The sequence below is a fragment of the Erythrobacter sp. genome (assembly GCF_038133525.1).
In the GTDB taxonomy this organism is placed as follows: domain Bacteria; phylum Pseudomonadota; class Alphaproteobacteria; order Sphingomonadales; family Sphingomonadaceae; genus Qipengyuania.
In genome coordinates this window covers 21625-36465 of the sequence record NZ_JAYPTL010000020.1, presented here as the reverse complement: position 1 = coordinate 36465, position 14841 = coordinate 21625, and the positions used below count along the sequence as shown (strand labels likewise).

Annotated in this window: 18 protein-coding genes and 3 tRNA genes; 10 read left to right on the top strand and 11 right to left on the bottom strand. The window is 62.5% G+C overall.

Annotated elements, in window-relative coordinates:
• Nucleotides 1-53 precede the first annotated feature (53 nt).
• Together AAFM29_RS07170 and AAFM29_RS07165 are read right to left on the bottom strand one after the other, a co-directional pair.
• On the bottom strand, nucleotides 54-731 hold the full coding sequence (locus AAFM29_RS07170) for a COQ9 family protein (protein ID WP_341712119.1): 678 nt from the start codon (nucleotides 729-731) through the stop codon (nucleotides 54-56).
• Nucleotides 718-1323 carry an ankyrin repeat domain-containing protein gene (locus AAFM29_RS07165; protein ID WP_341712118.1) on the bottom strand — a complete coding sequence of 202 codons (606 nt, stop codon included), beginning with the start codon at nucleotides 1321-1323 and terminating at the stop codon, nucleotides 718-720. Before AAFM29_RS07165 ends, AAFM29_RS07170 begins: the two co-directional genes overlap by 14 nt.
• Nucleotides 1324-1420: 97 nt before the next feature.
• Here AAFM29_RS07165 and AAFM29_RS07160 point away from each other — a divergent pair, with 97 nt between their 5' ends.
• The 6 genes from AAFM29_RS07160 to AAFM29_RS07135 are packed head-to-tail and all read left to right on the top strand — an operon-like array spanning nucleotide 1421 to nucleotide 5275.
• Nucleotides 1421-2017 carry an SCO family protein gene (locus AAFM29_RS07160; protein ID WP_341712117.1) on the top strand — a complete coding sequence of 199 codons (597 nt, stop codon included), beginning with the start codon at nucleotides 1421-1423 and terminating at the stop codon, nucleotides 2015-2017.
• Nucleotides 2005-2460 (top strand): YcgN family cysteine cluster protein, encoded by a 456-nt coding sequence (locus tag AAFM29_RS07155; RefSeq protein WP_341712116.1) that lies wholly within the window; start codon nucleotides 2005-2007, stop codon nucleotides 2458-2460. The genes AAFM29_RS07160 and AAFM29_RS07155 overlap by 13 nt, the downstream gene beginning before the upstream one ends.
• Nucleotides 2457-3179, top strand: coding sequence for a SprT family zinc-dependent metalloprotease (locus AAFM29_RS07150; RefSeq protein WP_341712115.1), 723 nt, complete (start codon nucleotides 2457-2459; stop codon nucleotides 3177-3179). Before AAFM29_RS07155 ends, AAFM29_RS07150 begins: the two co-directional genes overlap by 4 nt.
• Before the next feature lie 47 nt (nucleotides 3180-3226).
• The gene (locus AAFM29_RS07145) at nucleotides 3227-3682 is read left to right on the top strand and encodes a hypothetical protein (protein ID WP_341712114.1); all 456 of its coding nucleotides are present in this window, start codon (nucleotides 3227-3229) and stop codon (nucleotides 3680-3682) included.
• Nucleotides 3683-3692: 10 nt separating this feature from the next.
• Complete coding sequence (gene ribD, locus AAFM29_RS07140) at nucleotides 3693-4634, top strand: bifunctional diaminohydroxyphosphoribosylaminopyrimidine deaminase/5-amino-6-(5-phosphoribosylamino)uracil reductase RibD (RefSeq protein ID WP_341712113.1); 942 nt, start codon at nucleotides 3693-3695, stop codon at nucleotides 4632-4634.
• 23 nt (nucleotides 4635-4657) lie between these two features.
• Complete coding sequence (locus AAFM29_RS07135; RefSeq protein ID WP_341712112.1) at nucleotides 4658-5275, top strand: riboflavin synthase; 618 nt, start codon at nucleotides 4658-4660, stop codon at nucleotides 5273-5275.
• Between the two features lie 50 nt (nucleotides 5276-5325).
• Here AAFM29_RS07135 and AAFM29_RS07130 read toward each other — a convergent pair whose 3' ends face one another.
• The 5 genes from AAFM29_RS07130 to AAFM29_RS07110 all read right to left on the bottom strand — a co-directional run bounded on the left by AAFM29_RS07130 (nucleotide 5326) and on the right by AAFM29_RS07110 (nucleotide 10328).
• Nucleotides 5326-6222 carry an OmpA family protein gene (locus AAFM29_RS07130; RefSeq protein WP_341712111.1) on the bottom strand — a complete coding sequence of 299 codons (897 nt, stop codon included), beginning with the start codon at nucleotides 6220-6222 and terminating at the stop codon, nucleotides 5326-5328.
• A 403-nt stretch (nucleotides 6223-6625) separates the two neighbouring features.
• Nucleotides 6626-7390, bottom strand: a complete 765-nt coding sequence (locus AAFM29_RS07125) for a hypothetical protein (RefSeq protein WP_341712110.1) — start codon at nucleotides 7388-7390, stop codon at nucleotides 6626-6628.
• 302 nt (nucleotides 7391-7692) lie between these two features.
• The gene (locus AAFM29_RS07120) at nucleotides 7693-8235 is read right to left on the bottom strand and encodes a GNAT family N-acetyltransferase (protein ID WP_341712109.1); all 543 of its coding nucleotides are present in this window, start codon (nucleotides 8233-8235) and stop codon (nucleotides 7693-7695) included.
• Between the two features lie 5 nt (nucleotides 8236-8240).
• Entirely contained in the window at nucleotides 8241-9422 is a 1182-nt protein-coding gene (locus tag AAFM29_RS07115; RefSeq protein ID WP_341712108.1) for an aromatic amino acid transaminase, read from the bottom strand.
• A gap of 117 nt (nucleotides 9423-9539) precedes the next feature.
• Nucleotides 9540-10328, bottom strand: coding sequence for a DUF1134 domain-containing protein (locus tag AAFM29_RS07110; RefSeq protein WP_341712107.1), 789 nt, complete (start codon nucleotides 10326-10328; stop codon nucleotides 9540-9542).
• 229 nt (nucleotides 10329-10557) lie between these two features.
• On the opposite strand from AAFM29_RS07110, the gene AAFM29_RS07105 reads away from it, so the two are divergent.
• A tRNA-Ser gene (locus AAFM29_RS07105) sits at nucleotides 10558-10649 on the top strand.
• 94 nt (nucleotides 10650-10743) lie between these two features.
• On the opposite strand, the gene AAFM29_RS07100 is transcribed toward AAFM29_RS07105, so the two are convergent.
• Nucleotides 10744-10819, bottom strand: a tRNA-Thr gene (locus tag AAFM29_RS07100).
• Nucleotides 10820-10855: 36 nt separating this feature from the next.
• Nucleotides 10856-10929 (bottom strand) — tRNA-Cys (locus tag AAFM29_RS07095).
• Between the two features lie 125 nt (nucleotides 10930-11054).
• Between AAFM29_RS07095 and AAFM29_RS07090 the strand changes: the two genes are divergently transcribed.
• Together AAFM29_RS07090 and AAFM29_RS07085 are read left to right on the top strand one after the other, a co-directional pair.
• Entirely contained in the window at nucleotides 11055-11834 is a 780-nt protein-coding gene (locus AAFM29_RS07090) for a thioesterase family protein (RefSeq protein WP_341712106.1), read from the top strand.
• Nucleotides 11835-12217: 383 nt separating this feature from the next.
• The gene (locus AAFM29_RS07085) at nucleotides 12218-12991 is read left to right on the top strand and encodes a transglutaminase-like cysteine peptidase (protein ID WP_341712105.1); all 774 of its coding nucleotides are present in this window, start codon (nucleotides 12218-12220) and stop codon (nucleotides 12989-12991) included.
• A gap of 15 nt (nucleotides 12992-13006) precedes the next feature.
• On the opposite strand, the gene AAFM29_RS07080 is transcribed toward AAFM29_RS07085, so the two are convergent.
• The gene (locus AAFM29_RS07080) at nucleotides 13007-13339 is read right to left on the bottom strand and encodes a helix-turn-helix domain-containing protein (protein ID WP_341712104.1); all 333 of its coding nucleotides are present in this window, start codon (nucleotides 13337-13339) and stop codon (nucleotides 13007-13009) included.
• A gap of 81 nt (nucleotides 13340-13420) precedes the next feature.
• Between AAFM29_RS07080 and AAFM29_RS07075 the strand changes: the two genes are divergently transcribed.
• Nucleotides 13421-13966 (top strand): carboxymuconolactone decarboxylase family protein, encoded by a 546-nt coding sequence (locus tag AAFM29_RS07075; RefSeq protein WP_341712103.1) that lies wholly within the window; start codon nucleotides 13421-13423, stop codon nucleotides 13964-13966.
• Between the two features lie 24 nt (nucleotides 13967-13990).
• On the opposite strand, the gene AAFM29_RS07070 is transcribed toward AAFM29_RS07075, so the two are convergent.
• Nucleotides 13991-14791, bottom strand: coding sequence for a crotonase/enoyl-CoA hydratase family protein (locus tag AAFM29_RS07070; RefSeq protein WP_341712102.1), 801 nt, complete (start codon nucleotides 14789-14791; stop codon nucleotides 13991-13993).
• Between the last annotated feature and the right edge of the window lie 50 nt (nucleotides 14792-14841).

Below are 14841 nucleotides of genomic sequence, written 5' to 3'. Positions count from 1 at the left end.
CCGGCTAGCAGCCGGAAACCGGGCGATCCTTGACGCGCGTCAATCGCGCCGCGTCAGCGAGTGGGGTATCGCAAGCGACCCAGAAAACGCGACATGCTGAAATGCTCGCGCTCGGGGTTGAGCCACTTGGCCTTGACCTTTTCGAACTTCATCACCCCGTCGATCCGCCGGTCAAGAAATGCCCGTGTCTCAGCCTTGCCCTCGCTCTGGTCATTGACGAATACCGCCAACGTCGCACCATAGATCGAGGCCAGGATCGTACGCTTGGTGTAGTGGTTGTAGTCCGTCGCGGTGTCGCCCGCGAGGCGCCACATAACGTCGGCACTGTTCCAACCAGTCTTGAGCGCCCTGGCAACATTCTGCGGCATGGCCATGATGGCGAGAGCGCGACGCAGCGCTTCCTCCTGACCAGCTACCGCATCGAGGCGGTACTGAATCAGGCTGCGAATCCGCTCGCGGATCTTCATCGTCGCCAGTTTCTCTGGCGGCAGGTCGAGCACCATCCGGCGGTCGATCGTCTCGATCCAGGCGGCAACCATGCCCAAAGCGCCATCGTCCTTGAACGCCAGCCGCGCCACATCACGGTCCGCGCCGAGCTGGTCGGCAGCCATCTCCAGCGCGGCATCGCTCCATCCGTCAAAGACCGCGGCTTCGGCGATACCTGGAGCAAGCGCCAGACGCAGTTCGTCGAGGGTGAGATCAGCAACCTCCATGGGATCAGTTCGGCCCATAACCCTTACTCTTCTCGCCCCGCTCGGCGATTGCGCGTTCGATTTCCTCAAGGACCCGTGACCGGGCTCCCATCAATTCAGCATAGTCGCGCGCGGAACGCCCCGAATTGTCCGCCCGCTCGGGGTTGGCCCCCTTGGCGATCAATGCACGAATCATTTCGACATCGCGGCGGTGCACTGCCGAGATCAGGGGGGTCTCACCCGCGATATTGGTTGTTTCCACTTGGGCCCCATGGTCGAGCAGCATCTGCACGCCCTCGACGAAGCCGAGTTGGACCGCAATCTCGAGCGGGGACACGCCATCGCGCGTCTCGATGTTCGGATTCGCGCCTTTTTGCAGCAGGAACTGAAGCCAGGTCGGATCGCGCCGCTGCGTTACGATGTGCAGTCCCGTTTCGCCACTGGTGATGTCACGCGCATTGACCAGAACACTTCCCGGTTCATCGAGCAGCTCGCTGGCCTTGGTGCCATCGCGATCACGCACGGCTTCGAGAAACTCATAACCTTCGCGCTTGCGCTGGGCTTCGACGGGAGAAGCCACCATGGCCAACATCGCTATACCGAGAATCGCACCGAATTTCACATCGAGCACGCGCTTGAACACTTGTCTTACCCCTGTCGTTTTCCGCAAGTCCGTGAGGGTGCATCCCTTGAACCGCGCCGGTTAGCAGACCATGAACCGGGATACCATGCCTCGACTGAAAACCCTTGCTATTGCCGCCCCTCTCGCGACCCTATTGCTGCTGCCCGCATGCGGCAGCGCCCCCGGCGATCCTCCACCACTGGAAGGGGGACGCATTGGCGGCGATTTCACATTGACGGGTGAGGACGGCGGACCGGTCAGCTGGAAAGACTTCGACGGCAAGTACCGCACGGTCTATTTCGGCTATACTTTTTGCCCGGACGTCTGCCCTACCGACAACCAGCGCCTGGGTGCCGGCCTCAAGCTCTTCGAAAAGGAACATGCTGCGCTTGGGGCGAAGGTCCAACCGCTGTTCGTGAGCGTGGACCCCGAACGGGACACGCCTGCGGTGCTCAAGGAATTCACGGCCAACTTCCATCCGCGCATGATCGGTCTGACGGGCGACGAGGCAACTCTGCACAAGGTCGCCGCATCCTTCGCCGCCAGCTTTTCGCGAGGTGAGGATTCGCCCGGCGGCGGTTATCTCATGAATCACACCAACATTACCCTGTTATTCGGGCCCAAGGGCGAGCCGATCGCGACGCTTCCGACCGATCAGGGTGCCGAGGCGGTTGCCGCGGAACTTGAGAAATGGGTGCATTGAGAGAGCGTTTCTGGGAGCTGCCACTCGCAGCCCTTACCACTCCCGAATGGGAAGCGCTGTGCGACGGATGCGGGCGATGCTGCCTGCACAAGGTTGAATATGAAGAAACGGGAGAGATCGAGCAGACAAATGTCGCTTGCCGCCTGCTGGATACCGGAACCGCGCGCTGTACCGACTACAAGCATCGCAAGGCCTTCGTCCCTGATTGCCTGCGGCTAACGCTCAAGATTGTCGATCGAATCAACTGGCTTCCGCCAACCTGCGCCTATCGGCTGCGCGCCGACGGCAGGCCCCTGCCGTCCTGGCACTATCTGCTGACCGGCGATCGCGAAGACGTGGTCCGCGCCGGGATTTCGGTCGCCGGGCGCGTGATCAGCGAGGATCGGGCCGGACCGCTCGAACATCACGTCGTCGATTGGGGCGATGACGAGGATGATACATGATCGACTGGTTGCGTCGCGAACCCCAAGACCCGGAGGTCGAAGTCGACGGACGCATCCTGCCAATCGAGCTAACCCGCAATGCCCGTGCACGGCGCCTGACCCTGCGCCTGGCGCCCGATGGCAGCGCCGTAAGGATCACCCTGCCACACTGGTGTCGTACGGCAGAGGCGGTTGCATTCGCGCAAGCTCGGCGCGCCTGGCTTGCCGAGCAACTCGGCAAGGTTCCTGAGCGACGCGACCCCGTAGCGGACGGGACGCTGCTCTATCGTGGCGACGAGATCGCACTCGACTGGGATGCAGATGCACCGCGCCGGGCACAACTGGGGACGCGCGGGTTGCTGCTGGGCGGGCCACAGGAGACGCTGAACCGGCGACTTCAGCGCTGGCTCGAAAGCGAAGCTCTGCGCCTTTTTACCGAGGATACAAGGGACTACTGCACGCGGGCCGACCTGGCAGTCGCAGGGGTCAAGCTCACACGTGCCCGCCGCCGCTGGGGAAGCTGTTCCTCCGAAGGTGTGTTACGGCTCAACTGGCGACTGGTGCAGGCACCCGACACAGTACGCCGGTCGGTGGTTGCGCACGAGGTCGCTCATCTCGTCCACTTCGACCATTCACCCGCCTTTCACGCGCTGCTCGATCTGCTGTTCGAAGACGATGTGGAGCAGGCCAACCGCTGGCTCAGCCGCCATGGACGGACGCTCTACGCAACTTTCGGTTGAGTTCAGCCCACTGGCGCCCGGCGGCAATCCCCCCTATCTACGCCCGCATGCGCTTCAAGAGCCGTCTCAACCCGGTTGGCGGGATTACCGATTTCCTCGCCTACATCCGCCAGCCGACACCTCATCGCTGGCCGATCCTCCTCGCCTCTTGCCTGATGACCTTTGGCCTTTTGTTCTGGATCACCAAGGAATCGGTGTTCGTCCCGCCTGAGCCACCCAAGGTAGTTTACATCAGTACCTTTGCCGAAGGGCGAAGCGACGAGGAAATTCGCCAATCAAACCTCGAGAATCAGAAGCGCAAAGAAGAACGCGAGGCCGAACTTGCCGAATTGCGCGAGAAGAAGGTCGATGCCTACAAGGCGCTGGGACGTGCGACCGGGCTCGATGTAGATAGCATGGCCGAACAGGCCCAGGCAGAGAACGCCCGCGAAGCAGCAGCGCGCGAATTGCGCCAGAAAGAACTCTATCAGGCGGGCAGCACCCTTGGCGCAAAGCCCGAGTGATGCGCGTTGGATGGCGGCAACAGCGCGGCTTGCCGCGCGTGGCCGCCCGCTGACCCACCCCAATCCCGCTGTCGGTTGCATCATTGTAAAGGACGGCAAGGTCGTCGGCCGGGGCTGGACGCACGACGGCGGGCGCCCACATGCCGAAGCCGCAGCGCTCGAGCAGGCCGGAGCGGCGGCACGCGGTGCAACCGCCTATGTCACGCTGGAGCCCTGCGCACATCGTTCAGAGCGGGGACCGGCCTGTTCCGACTTGCTGGTTGCATCCGGAGTCGCGCGGGTTGTGGTGGGGGTCGAAGATCCGGACCCGCGAACAGCGGGGGCAGGCCTTGAGCGTTTGCGCAAAGCTGGCATCATTGCGGACCTGCTGCCCAGTGCTGAAGCCGTTGCGAGCCTCGCAGGCTACCTCATCCGCGCGAAGCAGGGTCGCCCGCACGTAACACTGAAGCTCGCCACGTCGCTGGACGGCTGCATCGCCATGGCTAATGGGGAAAGCCAGTGGATTACCGATGAGTGCGCACGAGCGCACGTTCATTCGCGCCGCGCAATGAGCGATGCAATCCTTGTCGGCGGAGGTACATGGCGCAAGGACAAGCCTCAGTTGGACGTGCGCCTGCCGGGTCTTGAAGATCGCAGTCCGCAGCGCGTCGTGCTCACCCGCGGGGTCGCACCCGATCGTGCGAAAGTAATCAACGCACCTGGGCAGATCACGCGCCTCGATGCCCAGTATCTCTATGTCGAGGCAGGGACGGATGTGGCCGCCAGTTTCATCGAACAGGACCTGGTCGACCGACTAGAGCTCTATCGTGCCCCGATCCTGATCGGGGGCGGCTGGCCAGCCCTCGGCGACATCGGGCTCGCCAGCCTTGCCCAAGCCCATGGGCGTTGGTGCCTTGTCGAACGGCGCCAGCTTGGCAGCGACAGCTACGAAGCTTACAGCCGCACGCGATAATCAATCGCCAGCAAGGAGCCTGCATGTTCACAGGGATCGTCACCGCCATCGGAACAATTGCAAGCGTCGAGCAACGCGGCGACCTGCATGTGACGGTGGCTTGCCCATTCGATCCGGGCGCAATCGACATCGGCGCCTCGATCGCCTGTTCTGGCGTGTGCCTGACCGTGGTCGAACTAGCGGGTTCGAAGGGCGACGCGCACATTGCCTTCGATGTATCGGGAGAAACAGTGAGTCGCACTCGTCGAGGCATGTGGGCAGAAGGCAGCACCCTCAATCTCGAACCCGCCTTGAAGCTTGGCGATGAACTTGGCGGCCACCTGGTGACCGGTCACGTCGATGCGGTGGGCGATGTCGTGCTGTCACGCGAAGAAGGCGGATCGCGCAAGCTGGCGTTCCGGATCGGACGCGACTTGGCTCCATTTGTGGCGCCCAAGGGATCGATCACCGTCGATGGCGTGTCGCTCACCGTCAACGACGTGCGCGACCGCACCGATGGGACCTGCGATTTTGCGGTAAATATCATCCCGCACACGGCGGAGGTCACCACGCTGGGAGCCTTACGGGAAGGGGATCAGGTCAATCTCGAGATCGATGTTCTCGCGCGCTATCTCAAGCGCATGCAGAGCCTGCAGGGCTAACTCCGCCGACCGGGATGGAACGGGGTGGACCGAAGTCCACCCCGCTGAAATCAAAGCTCGCCTGCGATCCCGTCGACAGCCTTGCTGACGAGGATGTTCACCGCGACTCGGCGGTTCTGGGCCTTGCCTTCTTCGGTGCTGTTATCCGCCGCCGGATCGGCTTCCGCCATGCCGGTGGGGGTCAGCATGCGATACGGCTTCCAGCCGCACTGCTGCTGCAGGTAATTGACCACGCGGGTGGCACGCTTCTCGCTGAGCGTCTGATTGAACTCGTAGTTGCCCGTCGAGTCCGTGTAGCCGACCACAAGCAGAATCGCGTTGTCGGTGGCGCTCGCCTGGCTGGCGGCCGCACAAAGGTCCGCCCGCGCCTGGTCCGAAAGGTTGTACTTGCCCGTGTCGAAATAGACGTTGGTGGTGCCCTTGACGTTGTAGTTGTCGATATCCGCGACGCGGCTACGCAGCGCATCGGTCGCAGCAGTCTGTTCGGCAAAACCCTGGGCAGTACCGTTGCGGATCATGCGCGCAACTTTGAGGTCTTTGCTCTTGAGCGTGACCTTGCTTGCGATCAACGTGCTTCCGCCCCATTGCACAGTGGCGACCGAAACAGGCAGGCCGTTCAGCAACGAGTTCTTCGCCAGCTTGTCACGGCTGAGGCCAAGGAAGCCACCCGTGCCACGAATCTCGGTGCCATCGCTGATGGTGATAACCGTGCTGGCGCCATCGGTCGTGGTCACCTGCATCTTGTCACCCTTGCGGGCCGTAATGATACCTTCGATTTCGGGCCCGGCGGGCATGCCGCTGAGATCGACCGGAGCGGCTCCGTAAACTGTGGTAAGCACCTCGCCGCCCTGCGGCTCCAGTTCCTGGGCGGATAGCCCGCTCGCCATTGGCGCGGCAGCCAGCGCAAGCAATGGAAGCGCGACCGATATTCTGGAAACGAAATTCATTCTTGTACTCCTTGAACTCCATCGACTCGTCGCGCCCCTATGGAACCCACTGGCCCATAACTCCCCTGAGATGGCGTGGTCGGCAAGTCAAAGCCCCCTTCTCTCGCGCAGCGAAAACCATATAGCACGAGCTCTGCACGTGGACGCTCGTGTGCGTCCGTAACCAATCACCCCCCGAACGGTTCCAGCAACACTTCTCCGGCAGGAGATAGTCGGAGCGCATTCTACGACAAACCGTGTGCCCGCGCGACCCTCCTGTGGGTTTATGAGCAGGTTAGGGACACTTGCGCGAAAACGGGGCACCCGAACTCCGCCGGATTCCCCGTTTCCTTTGCATGCTTTCGCCTAAGGGTTGGCTCACGCCGCCTCAATGGAGCCGGCAAGCACCCGAAGTCCGATTTGTTCAGGCATCGCTGACCCGTGACGTGGGGCTCCACAATGTGCCACTCAGTACCGCGGGAGCCACGAAGTTCGAGCCGCCGATCACAAGCGGCGCTTCGGGACCACCGCCGGGCCTGTCGCCCCGAAGGCGATCATACATCGCCTCCGCCGCATCGAGGTACTTCTCCCACTCGGCTTCGGGAATCCCCAATTTCGAGAGCTGGCCTTGGTAGGCGATCAGGAAGGTGTTGAGCGAAAGTTTGGTCACGTCGACGCTCGACTTGTAGGCGGCGGTTGCCAGTGCAGATTCGATCTGCGTGGTAATCCCTTCCGCTTCGATCATGCGACACCAGATGCGAATGTCGAAGCGGATGATGCCAAAGCTCTGAACGATGATGAAATAGCTGCTCATCTCCTGCTGCACTGCCTGGCCGGCACCGATGATCGCCTGAATGCCGGTGGTCACGATGCTGGCCACGCCATCGAGGATATTGTCGCTGCCGCCGGCAATGAATTTGCGGATGGCATCGGTGACCTCGGTCGCGATCTTGCCCGCATCATCCTTGACGTAGGCGCGGTACTCGGTGTGCGTCGCAAGGATCTCGGTCACCGGCACACTGCGGTTCTCCACTGTCCCGGCGGTTCGCAGATTGCTCTCGATCGCTTCTGTGAACTGTGAGACTTTCTGTTCGCACAGTTCGGACAGTAGCGACAAGGCTAGCGTCAGTTGCTTCTTCTTGTCCGGTGCCGGATCGAGCGCTTCAATTGCTTTCTTGAGGACGGCCATCGCGTATCTCCCGCTGGATGTTCGATGAACCACGCACCGCGAGGTTCGCATCCGGCATATCCGCCGCCGCGAACCGGAGTCCGGGCCAATCCCCTCCAGTTTGCAGCCATTGTGCCGCTGCTCGACCATGTGGGAGAAAATAGACTGGCTATGAATCGCGGCCAGACCCGAAGGCGCACCTTCAAGTACCCTCAAAATAACCCATCCATTGTCGATCAATTAATCTGGAGGAAGACCCAATTTCACTCAGATTTATGATCAAACTAAAGGATCGTGGAATTCATATCCTGGAAAATTGCGACTCAATCGGCCAAGGGACCATTTGCGAAACTCTGGCGGTCAATTTCGTAATAGAGGTGCACCACACGCTTTCCGTCGTACCGGCCCAATTCGTATCGATCGGTGCGGACCGCGCCTATCGCCTCCAACGCGTTGCGTGAACGATAATTGGTATCCCCGACCCTGAACTCGACCAGCGCAACCTCGTCGAAGGCATGCGTCAACATCGCACGCTTCATCTCGGGATTGATGCCCTTGCCCCAACAGTCCCGTTCGAGGAACGTCCAGCCGATCTCGACCTTGCCGCCTTCTTCTGCGTCGTAACGGTCGAAGCGGGTCGATCCCAGAATCTTGCCGGTGGCCTTGTCCAGCACTGCCAGGGCCCCGCCGGAAGCAATCCCTTCATCGAAAAGGGCATCGAAGACCTCGCGGCGCCACCGGTCGTGTGCCGGATGCTGTTCCCACAACGCCGGGTCCGCAGCGACCGCGAACAAATCCGCGCGATCGCTCTCAGCCAATGGCCGAATTACCAGCCGCTCGGTCTCGAGAGTCGGCTGGCGGTTCATTTCACTCAGCCCTGAGTCACATCCGCCAGCGCGGCGATGAACTTGTCGGTATTGCCCGCATGCAGGCCGGCAACGTTGATACGGCCCGATGCTGCCATGTAGATACCGTGATCCTCGCGCAGCTTGACGATCTGCTCCTTGCTCAGGGGAAGGACGGCAAACAGCCCGTTCTGCTGACCCAGCGCGGCAAGATTGAGACCCGAAGCTTCATTGTCGGCCGCGGCCAAACGTGCCCGCACCCGGCGCATGCGGGCGCGCATGTCGTCCAGCTCTTCGAGCCATTCGCGGGTCAGTGCGGGGTCGCGCAGGATATAGCGCACTGCGGCACCGCCATGATCGGGCGGCATCGACCAGTTGGCGCGTGCCAGCGCATTGGCATTGGAAGTTATCGCGGGGAGCTGCCCTGGCTCCTTGGCCAGCATGTAGAAGGCACCCACGCGATCGCGATAGAGGCCGAAGTTCTTGTCGCAGCTATAGGCCAGCAGCGCCTCGGGGACCTGGGCCAGCACCTGGCGTACGCCGGCGATGTCTTCCTCAAGCCCATGACCGAGGCCGTGATAGGCAACGTCGAGCAGCGGCAGCACGCCGGTTTCGGCAAATGCATCGGCAATCGCCGCCCATTGCTCGGCGGTGTAATCGACCCCGGTGGGGTTGTGGCAGCAACCATGCAACAGCACTGCGTCGGTCGGCCCGGCCCCGCGGATCGCACCCAGCACCGCTTCGAGATCAGCGGTGCCATCGGCCCTTGCATGGGTGAAGGAAACGAATTCCACGCCGACATCGGCAAGGATCTGCGCATGGTTGGGCCAGCTGGGCGTTCCCATGTGGACACGGGTCACGCCGGCAGCCTTGGCCAGCGCCACCGCCAGCCGCACCGCGCCGGTTCCGCCCGGGGCCTGCATGCCCTCGATCCGGCCACCCATCGTCGCGTCCTTGCCGAAGATGTACGGCTTCAGCGCGTCGACGAAGCCGGTATCGCCTTCCGGACCAAGGTAGGACTTGCTGTCCTGTTCATCGACCAGCTTCTGTTCCGCCTTCTTAATCGCGCGAAACACCGGGGTGGCCCCTTCATTCGTACGATAGACACCGACGCCGAGGTCAATCTTGTCCTCGCGCGGGTCCTGAGCATGCATCTTGATCAGCGCGAGCAGCGCGTCGGGAGCCTGGGCTTGAAGTCGGTCGAGCATGGCCGCCCTTTCGCCAAATATGCGGGGGGCCGCAACAGGAAATCCCGTTGCGGCCCCGGAGCCAGTCAGGTTTGTTCTATTGCGACCCGAAGGGCTCCTTGTCGCTGCGACCCGGACTCAGAACGGCAGCCAGCGCTGCTTCTTGGAAAACTTCATATATCCGGCATTGACGCCAAGACGCAGGCCCGCCCCGACGCGAATTGGAATGAGGACGATATCGCCCTTGCGCATGTAGCTCGCGGTCAAACCGCCGACGAGGTAGGCCTGCCCCTCACCCGCCGGGAAACGCTTATACAACTCCTCGCTGTCCCAGAGATTGTAGACCAGCACGAAAGTGCTGCCGGCATTGGCACCGGCATCGAAGCCGATAGAGGGCCCGGTCCAATAGACGGGATGTTCGCCTTCGACCTTGTGGAACAAGGTGCCTGAGCCATAGCGCGCGCCCACGACGAAAGCGCCGCTTGCTTCGCGCCCGACAATATAGGCATTGGGCTCGCCCTGCTCATTGAGCAGCTTGCGGATCATCTCTGCAACGCCCTTCGCGCCCTTGCCGAAAACGCCTTCGGCCGCGCCGATCATGTCATCCTCTTTATTGGTCGTCGCCGGGTCGTCGACCGAAGCGGTCGCCAAGGTTGCAGTAGCAGCTTCTTCAGCACCCTGTTCCGACCAGCTGGGTTGTTCGGGATAGGCATCGGCCGGCGCGGTGGCATCGGGCTCCTGCGAATAGGTCACGCTGTCCTGCGGATCGGCATAGACCGGCTGATCGCCGGGATTTTCGACCAGGTCGCCATCGATCGCGATATTGGGATCGACCGTCTCGACCTGCGCCATGGCTGGCGTCGCGACGAGCGCGAGTGCGGCCAGGGCAAGGCCTAGACCGGGAATCTTGGTGAATCGTGGGCTCATGATTTCCTCCGTGCCCACGCGCGGGGCGCAGGCAGCTGCATGGCAAAGAGAATCCTCTTTGACCCCTGCGGCAATGAAACGGCGATGAACCGAATCGAAAATGCGCTGAAGCGAGTCATCCGCAAGGCAATCGGTGCCGTGCACAGGGGTGTAATCAGCGCTTGAAGGGGGCGGGGCCCGTGGCTATAGCGCGCCCCTCGCAGGGCCGCACGGCAGCCTCGCGACATGCGGAGACGTGGGTGAGTGGCTGAAACCAGCTCCCTGCTAAGGAGCCATACCTGGTAACGGGTATCGAGGGTTCGAATCCCTCCGTCTCCGCCAGCTTCCCGACATTGAAGCCCCACGGCGATATCGGCGCGCGGCACCGTCGCGGCGAAGGCGGCCGTTGTCGATTTCCGGATTTCGCTGGAAAAGGTGGTGCCGCTTACAGGACTCGAACCTGTGGCCCCATCATTACGAATGATGTGCTCTACCAACTGAGCTAAAGCGGCACGTCCCGCAGGTGCATCGCTGCACACGTCAGGATGTGGAGGCCCGAGCCGGAATCGAACCGGCGTATACGGATTTGCAGTCCGCTGCGTCACCACTCCGCCATCGGGCCTCGCCCCGCCCTCTCGGACGGGAAGCGGCGCACTAGCGATTCTGTGCGAGGATGGCAATCGCAAGCTGTGCGGCCTTCCGTAACGTCAGTCTGGACGCGAGCTCATCGAGCCGCGAAGAGGGGGCATGAGCGTTGCCAATCTCCTTGATCCGATCACGCCCGATGGCGGCCCGACCCGCTTCGAAAACCTCGATTCCTGGCTGCAGGGGCGCACACTTTATGGCGGCGCGTCGGCACTGATCGCCTATACCGCCGCGGTTCGCGCCTTTTCCGACCTGCCCCCGCTGCGCGCTGCGCAGGTTGCCTTCGTCGCCCCTACCGGGCCCGAGGCGGAGCTGCGCCGCGAAATCGTGCGCCAGGGGCGCAATGTCGCGCAGGTTCGCAGCGAGATCTGGTGCGAAGGTCAATGCACGCTTACCGCCTTCTGGCTGTTCGGGACCGAGCGCGAGGCCAATGCGGTCCATCCCGCCGCAGCGATCGCCGAATGGCCGGGCCCGCCCGAGGATGCCGAAACGGCGATGACCGACAAGGGTCCCGCCTTCATCCAGAATAATTTCGAGATCCGCCGGGCACAGGACATGCGCGGCCCAGGCGATCCGGTGGTCCGCCGCTGGGCGCGTCTGACCGACCGCAGCGCGCTCGACCCGATAAGCGAGCTGATCCTGCTGGGCGACGTGTTGCCGCCGGGTGCCATGCGGGCCATGCAGCGACAGGGGCCGATCAGTTCGATCAACTGGTCCTTCAACCTGCTCGAGCCCGAACCGACCACTCGCGACGGATGGTGGCTGAGCGAGAATGCCAGCCAGCATGCGGCGCACGGTTATTCGAGCGAACGGCTGCGCCTGTGGAATGCCGAGGGCAAGCAGGTGCTCGACGGGATGCAATGCGTGGCGGTGTTCGGCTGAGCCATCCCTCAAGGGAAGGGTGGAACACCGAAGTGGGCATTTAGAAAACTCCGCAGCCGCACTTTTTCGCGGAATTTTGCGGGTCTGGTGACGAATGCTTGATCAGGCTTGTCACCTTTCGCTTTCCTACGGGTCGAGCCAACCCGTGTCTGGAGTTGACTGGCAGCATGGGCGGGAACGGCCATGGCTTGTCATTGGCATGAGCCCGATACGGTGGGAAAGATGCGGCACACTGTGCCGGGTTCGAGTCCGGATGACCCCGCGCTTCTTGCGGTACGGGAAGGTCATTGCCATTGTGATGCGATCACGGGATCTGCATGGCGACAGGCGCAATGACACCAGGGCACACATCGGCGATAGTGGCGGCAGCCATAGCTTTCGCGATGCCTACTGTTGCCTCGGCGCAGGACGTGGGCGAGGTCGTTGACCCGGACACAGCCCTTTACACAGAAACAGTCGCGCCCGAGGACGAGGCCAGCTGCATTCCGGAAGCTGAAGCGAACAAGGCCGTAATGCCCGAGGTCGAAGAGGCCGAGCCGGTCTTCGTCATGCCCACGACGGGAATTGCCTTCACCCTTCCCCCGGACGAGCCGCCGGCGGAGCTTGAGATCTGCGCACCGCCGCCGCCGGTTCGCCCGATGGCCCCAAGCCTGTTTCGGATGATCGCACTGCCGGTGGGCCTCAATTCTTCACTGGAGAAGTGGGAGCGCGCGCGGCTGGGCGCGGTGACCGATCGGCCCGGGCCATGGGATGAGCTGTTGGCCCAGGCCGACACGATATCGCCCGGCGACCCGATCGATATGGTGAACCGCTGGGTGAACTGGCACATTCGCTATCGCATCGACCTGCCGGGTGACGAATGGGCCACCGCCCCCGACACGCTGAGCCGCGGGTTCGGCGATTGCGAGGATTTTGCGGTGGCCAAGATGGGCCTGCTGCTGGCACTCGGCATCCCGGCGGATGACATGTATCTGGTGCTGCTGCGCGACCAGCGACAGACGGATCATGCGGTGTTGGCGGTCAATCGCGATGGCCGGCTCTATGTGCTGGACAACCGGACTGACACGGTCCTGCCTGCCGACCAGATTTACGACTACACGCCGATCGTCAGCTATTCGGGGCCGTTTTCGTGGATCTATGGCAGGCCCGCGGGCTGACGCGAAAATTCCAGGCTAATCGCCCGATTGCAAATCCCCCTTGGCCCAGACGGTCGCCCATTGGTTCAGGCCGTTGAGGTGTCCGGCCAAATCCACACCTCGTGCACTCAGGCAAAACCCCTGATCCCCCAAATCTACGATGCCCGCTTCGCGCAACTGCTTGAGCCGGGCGTTCAACAGGGTCGGTGACACATCGTCGCACCGTTCGCGCAGTGCACGGAACTTGATTGGTCCGTCGCGCAGTTCCCACAAGACCCGCAGGGTCCAGCGCTGACCGAGCAGGTCGAGCAGGACCATGATCGGCCTGCCAGTCCTTGAGCCCCTGACCTTCTTGCCTTGCTCGATCATCGATACCTCCGCCACAGAAAGCGCTTTACGCTACATTTTTTGTAGCATACTGCTACATCAAATGTAGCAAGGATTCCCGTCATGCAAAGCCGTCTCTCGCCCCTGGAAGAACCTTACGCAGAAGATATTGCCCGACTCCTGTCGGCCTATCCCAAGGCCAATGGGCAGGTCCTCTCGCTGTTCCGCACCTTTGCCAACAGCATCCGATTCCTGAAGAAGGGCGTGGCCAACCTGCTCGACAAGGAAAGCCCCCTGCCCCTGCGCATCAGGGAAGTGGTGATCCTGCGCGTCACATCACTGTACCGCTGCGAATATGAGTGGGGCGTGCACGCCGCGATCTTTGCCAGCCACGCCCAGTTCGACGAGCAGCAGCTTGCCGACCTTGCATCGGCCGATGCGAATTTCGAGGGATGGCCAGCGGCAGAGGCCGCCCTGATCCGTGCGATCGACCAGCTCTGCCGCTCGGGGCGGCTCGACCCAGCCGCACAGGCGAGCTTCGAAGCCGACTGGTCGACCGAACAGCAGCTGGAGATCATCGCGATCATCGGCGCGTACCACAAGGTCAGCATGGTGGCGAACGTCGCTGCGCTACCGCTGGAAGACTTCGCCCGCCCCTTCCCCAAATAGAGGAAGCGGCGGCACGGGCCGCCGTCAGACGTCGGTGAAGTTGGGCGCCCGCTTCTGCATCTCGGCCATCACCGCCTCGACCTGGTTGGGCTGGCGAATGATCCCATCCTGTTCGACGCTTTCAGCCAGCAGGATCGCATCCTCGCCCTCTTCGCGCATCACATGGAACAGGCGCTTGGCGCCGCGGATCGCCTGAGGGTTCTTGTTGGCGATGACTTCTGCCAGCGCGGTGGCGCGAGCCAGCGGATCATCATCGAGCATCGTCGCGAAACCGAGACCGAGGGCTTCCTCGCCCGAGAATTCGCGGTTGGTATAGGTCAGTTCACGCAGCACGTCGTCGCGCACCAGCCCGCGCCACAGCGCATAGCCGGCCATGTCGGGGACCAGGCCCCACTTCATTTCCATCACCGCCATCCGGGTTGCCGGATGAACCACGCGGATATCCGCGCCGCTGGCAATTTGCAGGCCGCCACCAAAGCACACACCATGCACCGCCGCGATCACCGGGACCGGGCACTTGCGCCAGGTCATCGCCGCTTCCTGCGCGCGGTTGGCGTTGCCGTGGCTGCGGGTGGCGAGATCGACCGTGGGGTTCGATCCGCCCGAAGCCATGCTGCCCAGATCCAGGCCCGCACAGAAGGCGCGCCCTTCGCCCGAAAGCACGGCCACGCGCAGCCCCTTCATCTCGCGCAGCGCGGCGCCGGCTTCGATCACCGCTTCGAATTGCGCCGGGTCGAGCGCGTTCATCTTGTCGCCGCGGGTGAAGCGCACCTGCGCGACGCCATTGTCCCCCAGGTCAATCGAAACGCGATCGTTCGGTTGCATTCTCTCTATCCTCTCCAAGATTTCTTCGCGAAGTACCGTTGCCGATTGCA

Excerpts from the sequence above, each read along its gene's own strand:
- AAFM29_RS07170 (WP_341712119.1), bottom strand. The coding sequence starts at position 731 with ATGGGCCGAACTGATCCCATGGAGGTTGCTGATCTCACCCTCGACGAA.
- AAFM29_RS07160 (WP_341712117.1), top strand. The coding sequence starts at position 1,421 with ATGCCTCGACTGAAAACCCTTGCTATTGCCGCCCCTCTCGCGACCCTA.
- AAFM29_RS07155 (WP_341712116.1), top strand. The coding sequence starts at position 2,005 with ATGGGTGCATTGAGAGAGCGTTTCTGGGAGCTGCCACTCGCAGCCCTT.
- AAFM29_RS07150 (WP_341712115.1), top strand. The coding sequence starts at position 2,457 with ATGATCGACTGGTTGCGTCGCGAACCCCAAGACCCGGAGGTCGAAGTC.
- AAFM29_RS07145 (WP_341712114.1), top strand. The coding sequence starts at position 3,227 with ATGCGCTTCAAGAGCCGTCTCAACCCGGTTGGCGGGATTACCGATTTC.
- ribD (WP_341712113.1), top strand. The coding sequence starts at position 3,693 with ATGGCGGCAACAGCGCGGCTTGCCGCGCGTGGCCGCCCGCTGACCCAC.
- AAFM29_RS07135 (WP_341712112.1), top strand. The coding sequence starts at position 4,658 with ATGTTCACAGGGATCGTCACCGCCATCGGAACAATTGCAAGCGTCGAG.
- AAFM29_RS07130 (WP_341712111.1), bottom strand. The coding sequence starts at position 6,222 with ATGAATTTCGTTTCCAGAATATCGGTCGCGCTTCCATTGCTTGCGCTG.
- AAFM29_RS07125 (WP_341712110.1), bottom strand. The coding sequence starts at position 7,390 with ATGGCCGTCCTCAAGAAAGCAATTGAAGCGCTCGATCCGGCACCGGAC.
- AAFM29_RS07120 (WP_341712109.1), bottom strand. The coding sequence starts at position 8,235 with ATGAACCGCCAGCCGACTCTCGAGACCGAGCGGCTGGTAATTCGGCCA.
- AAFM29_RS07115 (WP_341712108.1), bottom strand. The coding sequence starts at position 9,422 with ATGCTCGACCGACTTCAAGCCCAGGCTCCCGACGCGCTGCTCGCGCTG.
- AAFM29_RS07110 (WP_341712107.1), bottom strand. The coding sequence starts at position 10,328 with ATGAGCCCACGATTCACCAAGATTCCCGGTCTAGGCCTTGCCCTGGCC.
- AAFM29_RS07090 (WP_341712106.1), top strand. The coding sequence starts at position 11,055 with ATGAGCGTTGCCAATCTCCTTGATCCGATCACGCCCGATGGCGGCCCG.
- AAFM29_RS07085 (WP_341712105.1), top strand. The coding sequence starts at position 12,218 with ATGCCTACTGTTGCCTCGGCGCAGGACGTGGGCGAGGTCGTTGACCCG.
- AAFM29_RS07080 (WP_341712104.1), bottom strand. The coding sequence starts at position 13,339 with ATGATCGAGCAAGGCAAGAAGGTCAGGGGCTCAAGGACTGGCAGGCCG.
- AAFM29_RS07075 (WP_341712103.1), top strand. The coding sequence starts at position 13,421 with ATGCAAAGCCGTCTCTCGCCCCTGGAAGAACCTTACGCAGAAGATATT.
- AAFM29_RS07070 (WP_341712102.1), bottom strand. The coding sequence starts at position 14,791 with ATGCAACCGAACGATCGCGTTTCGATTGACCTGGGGGACAATGGCGTC.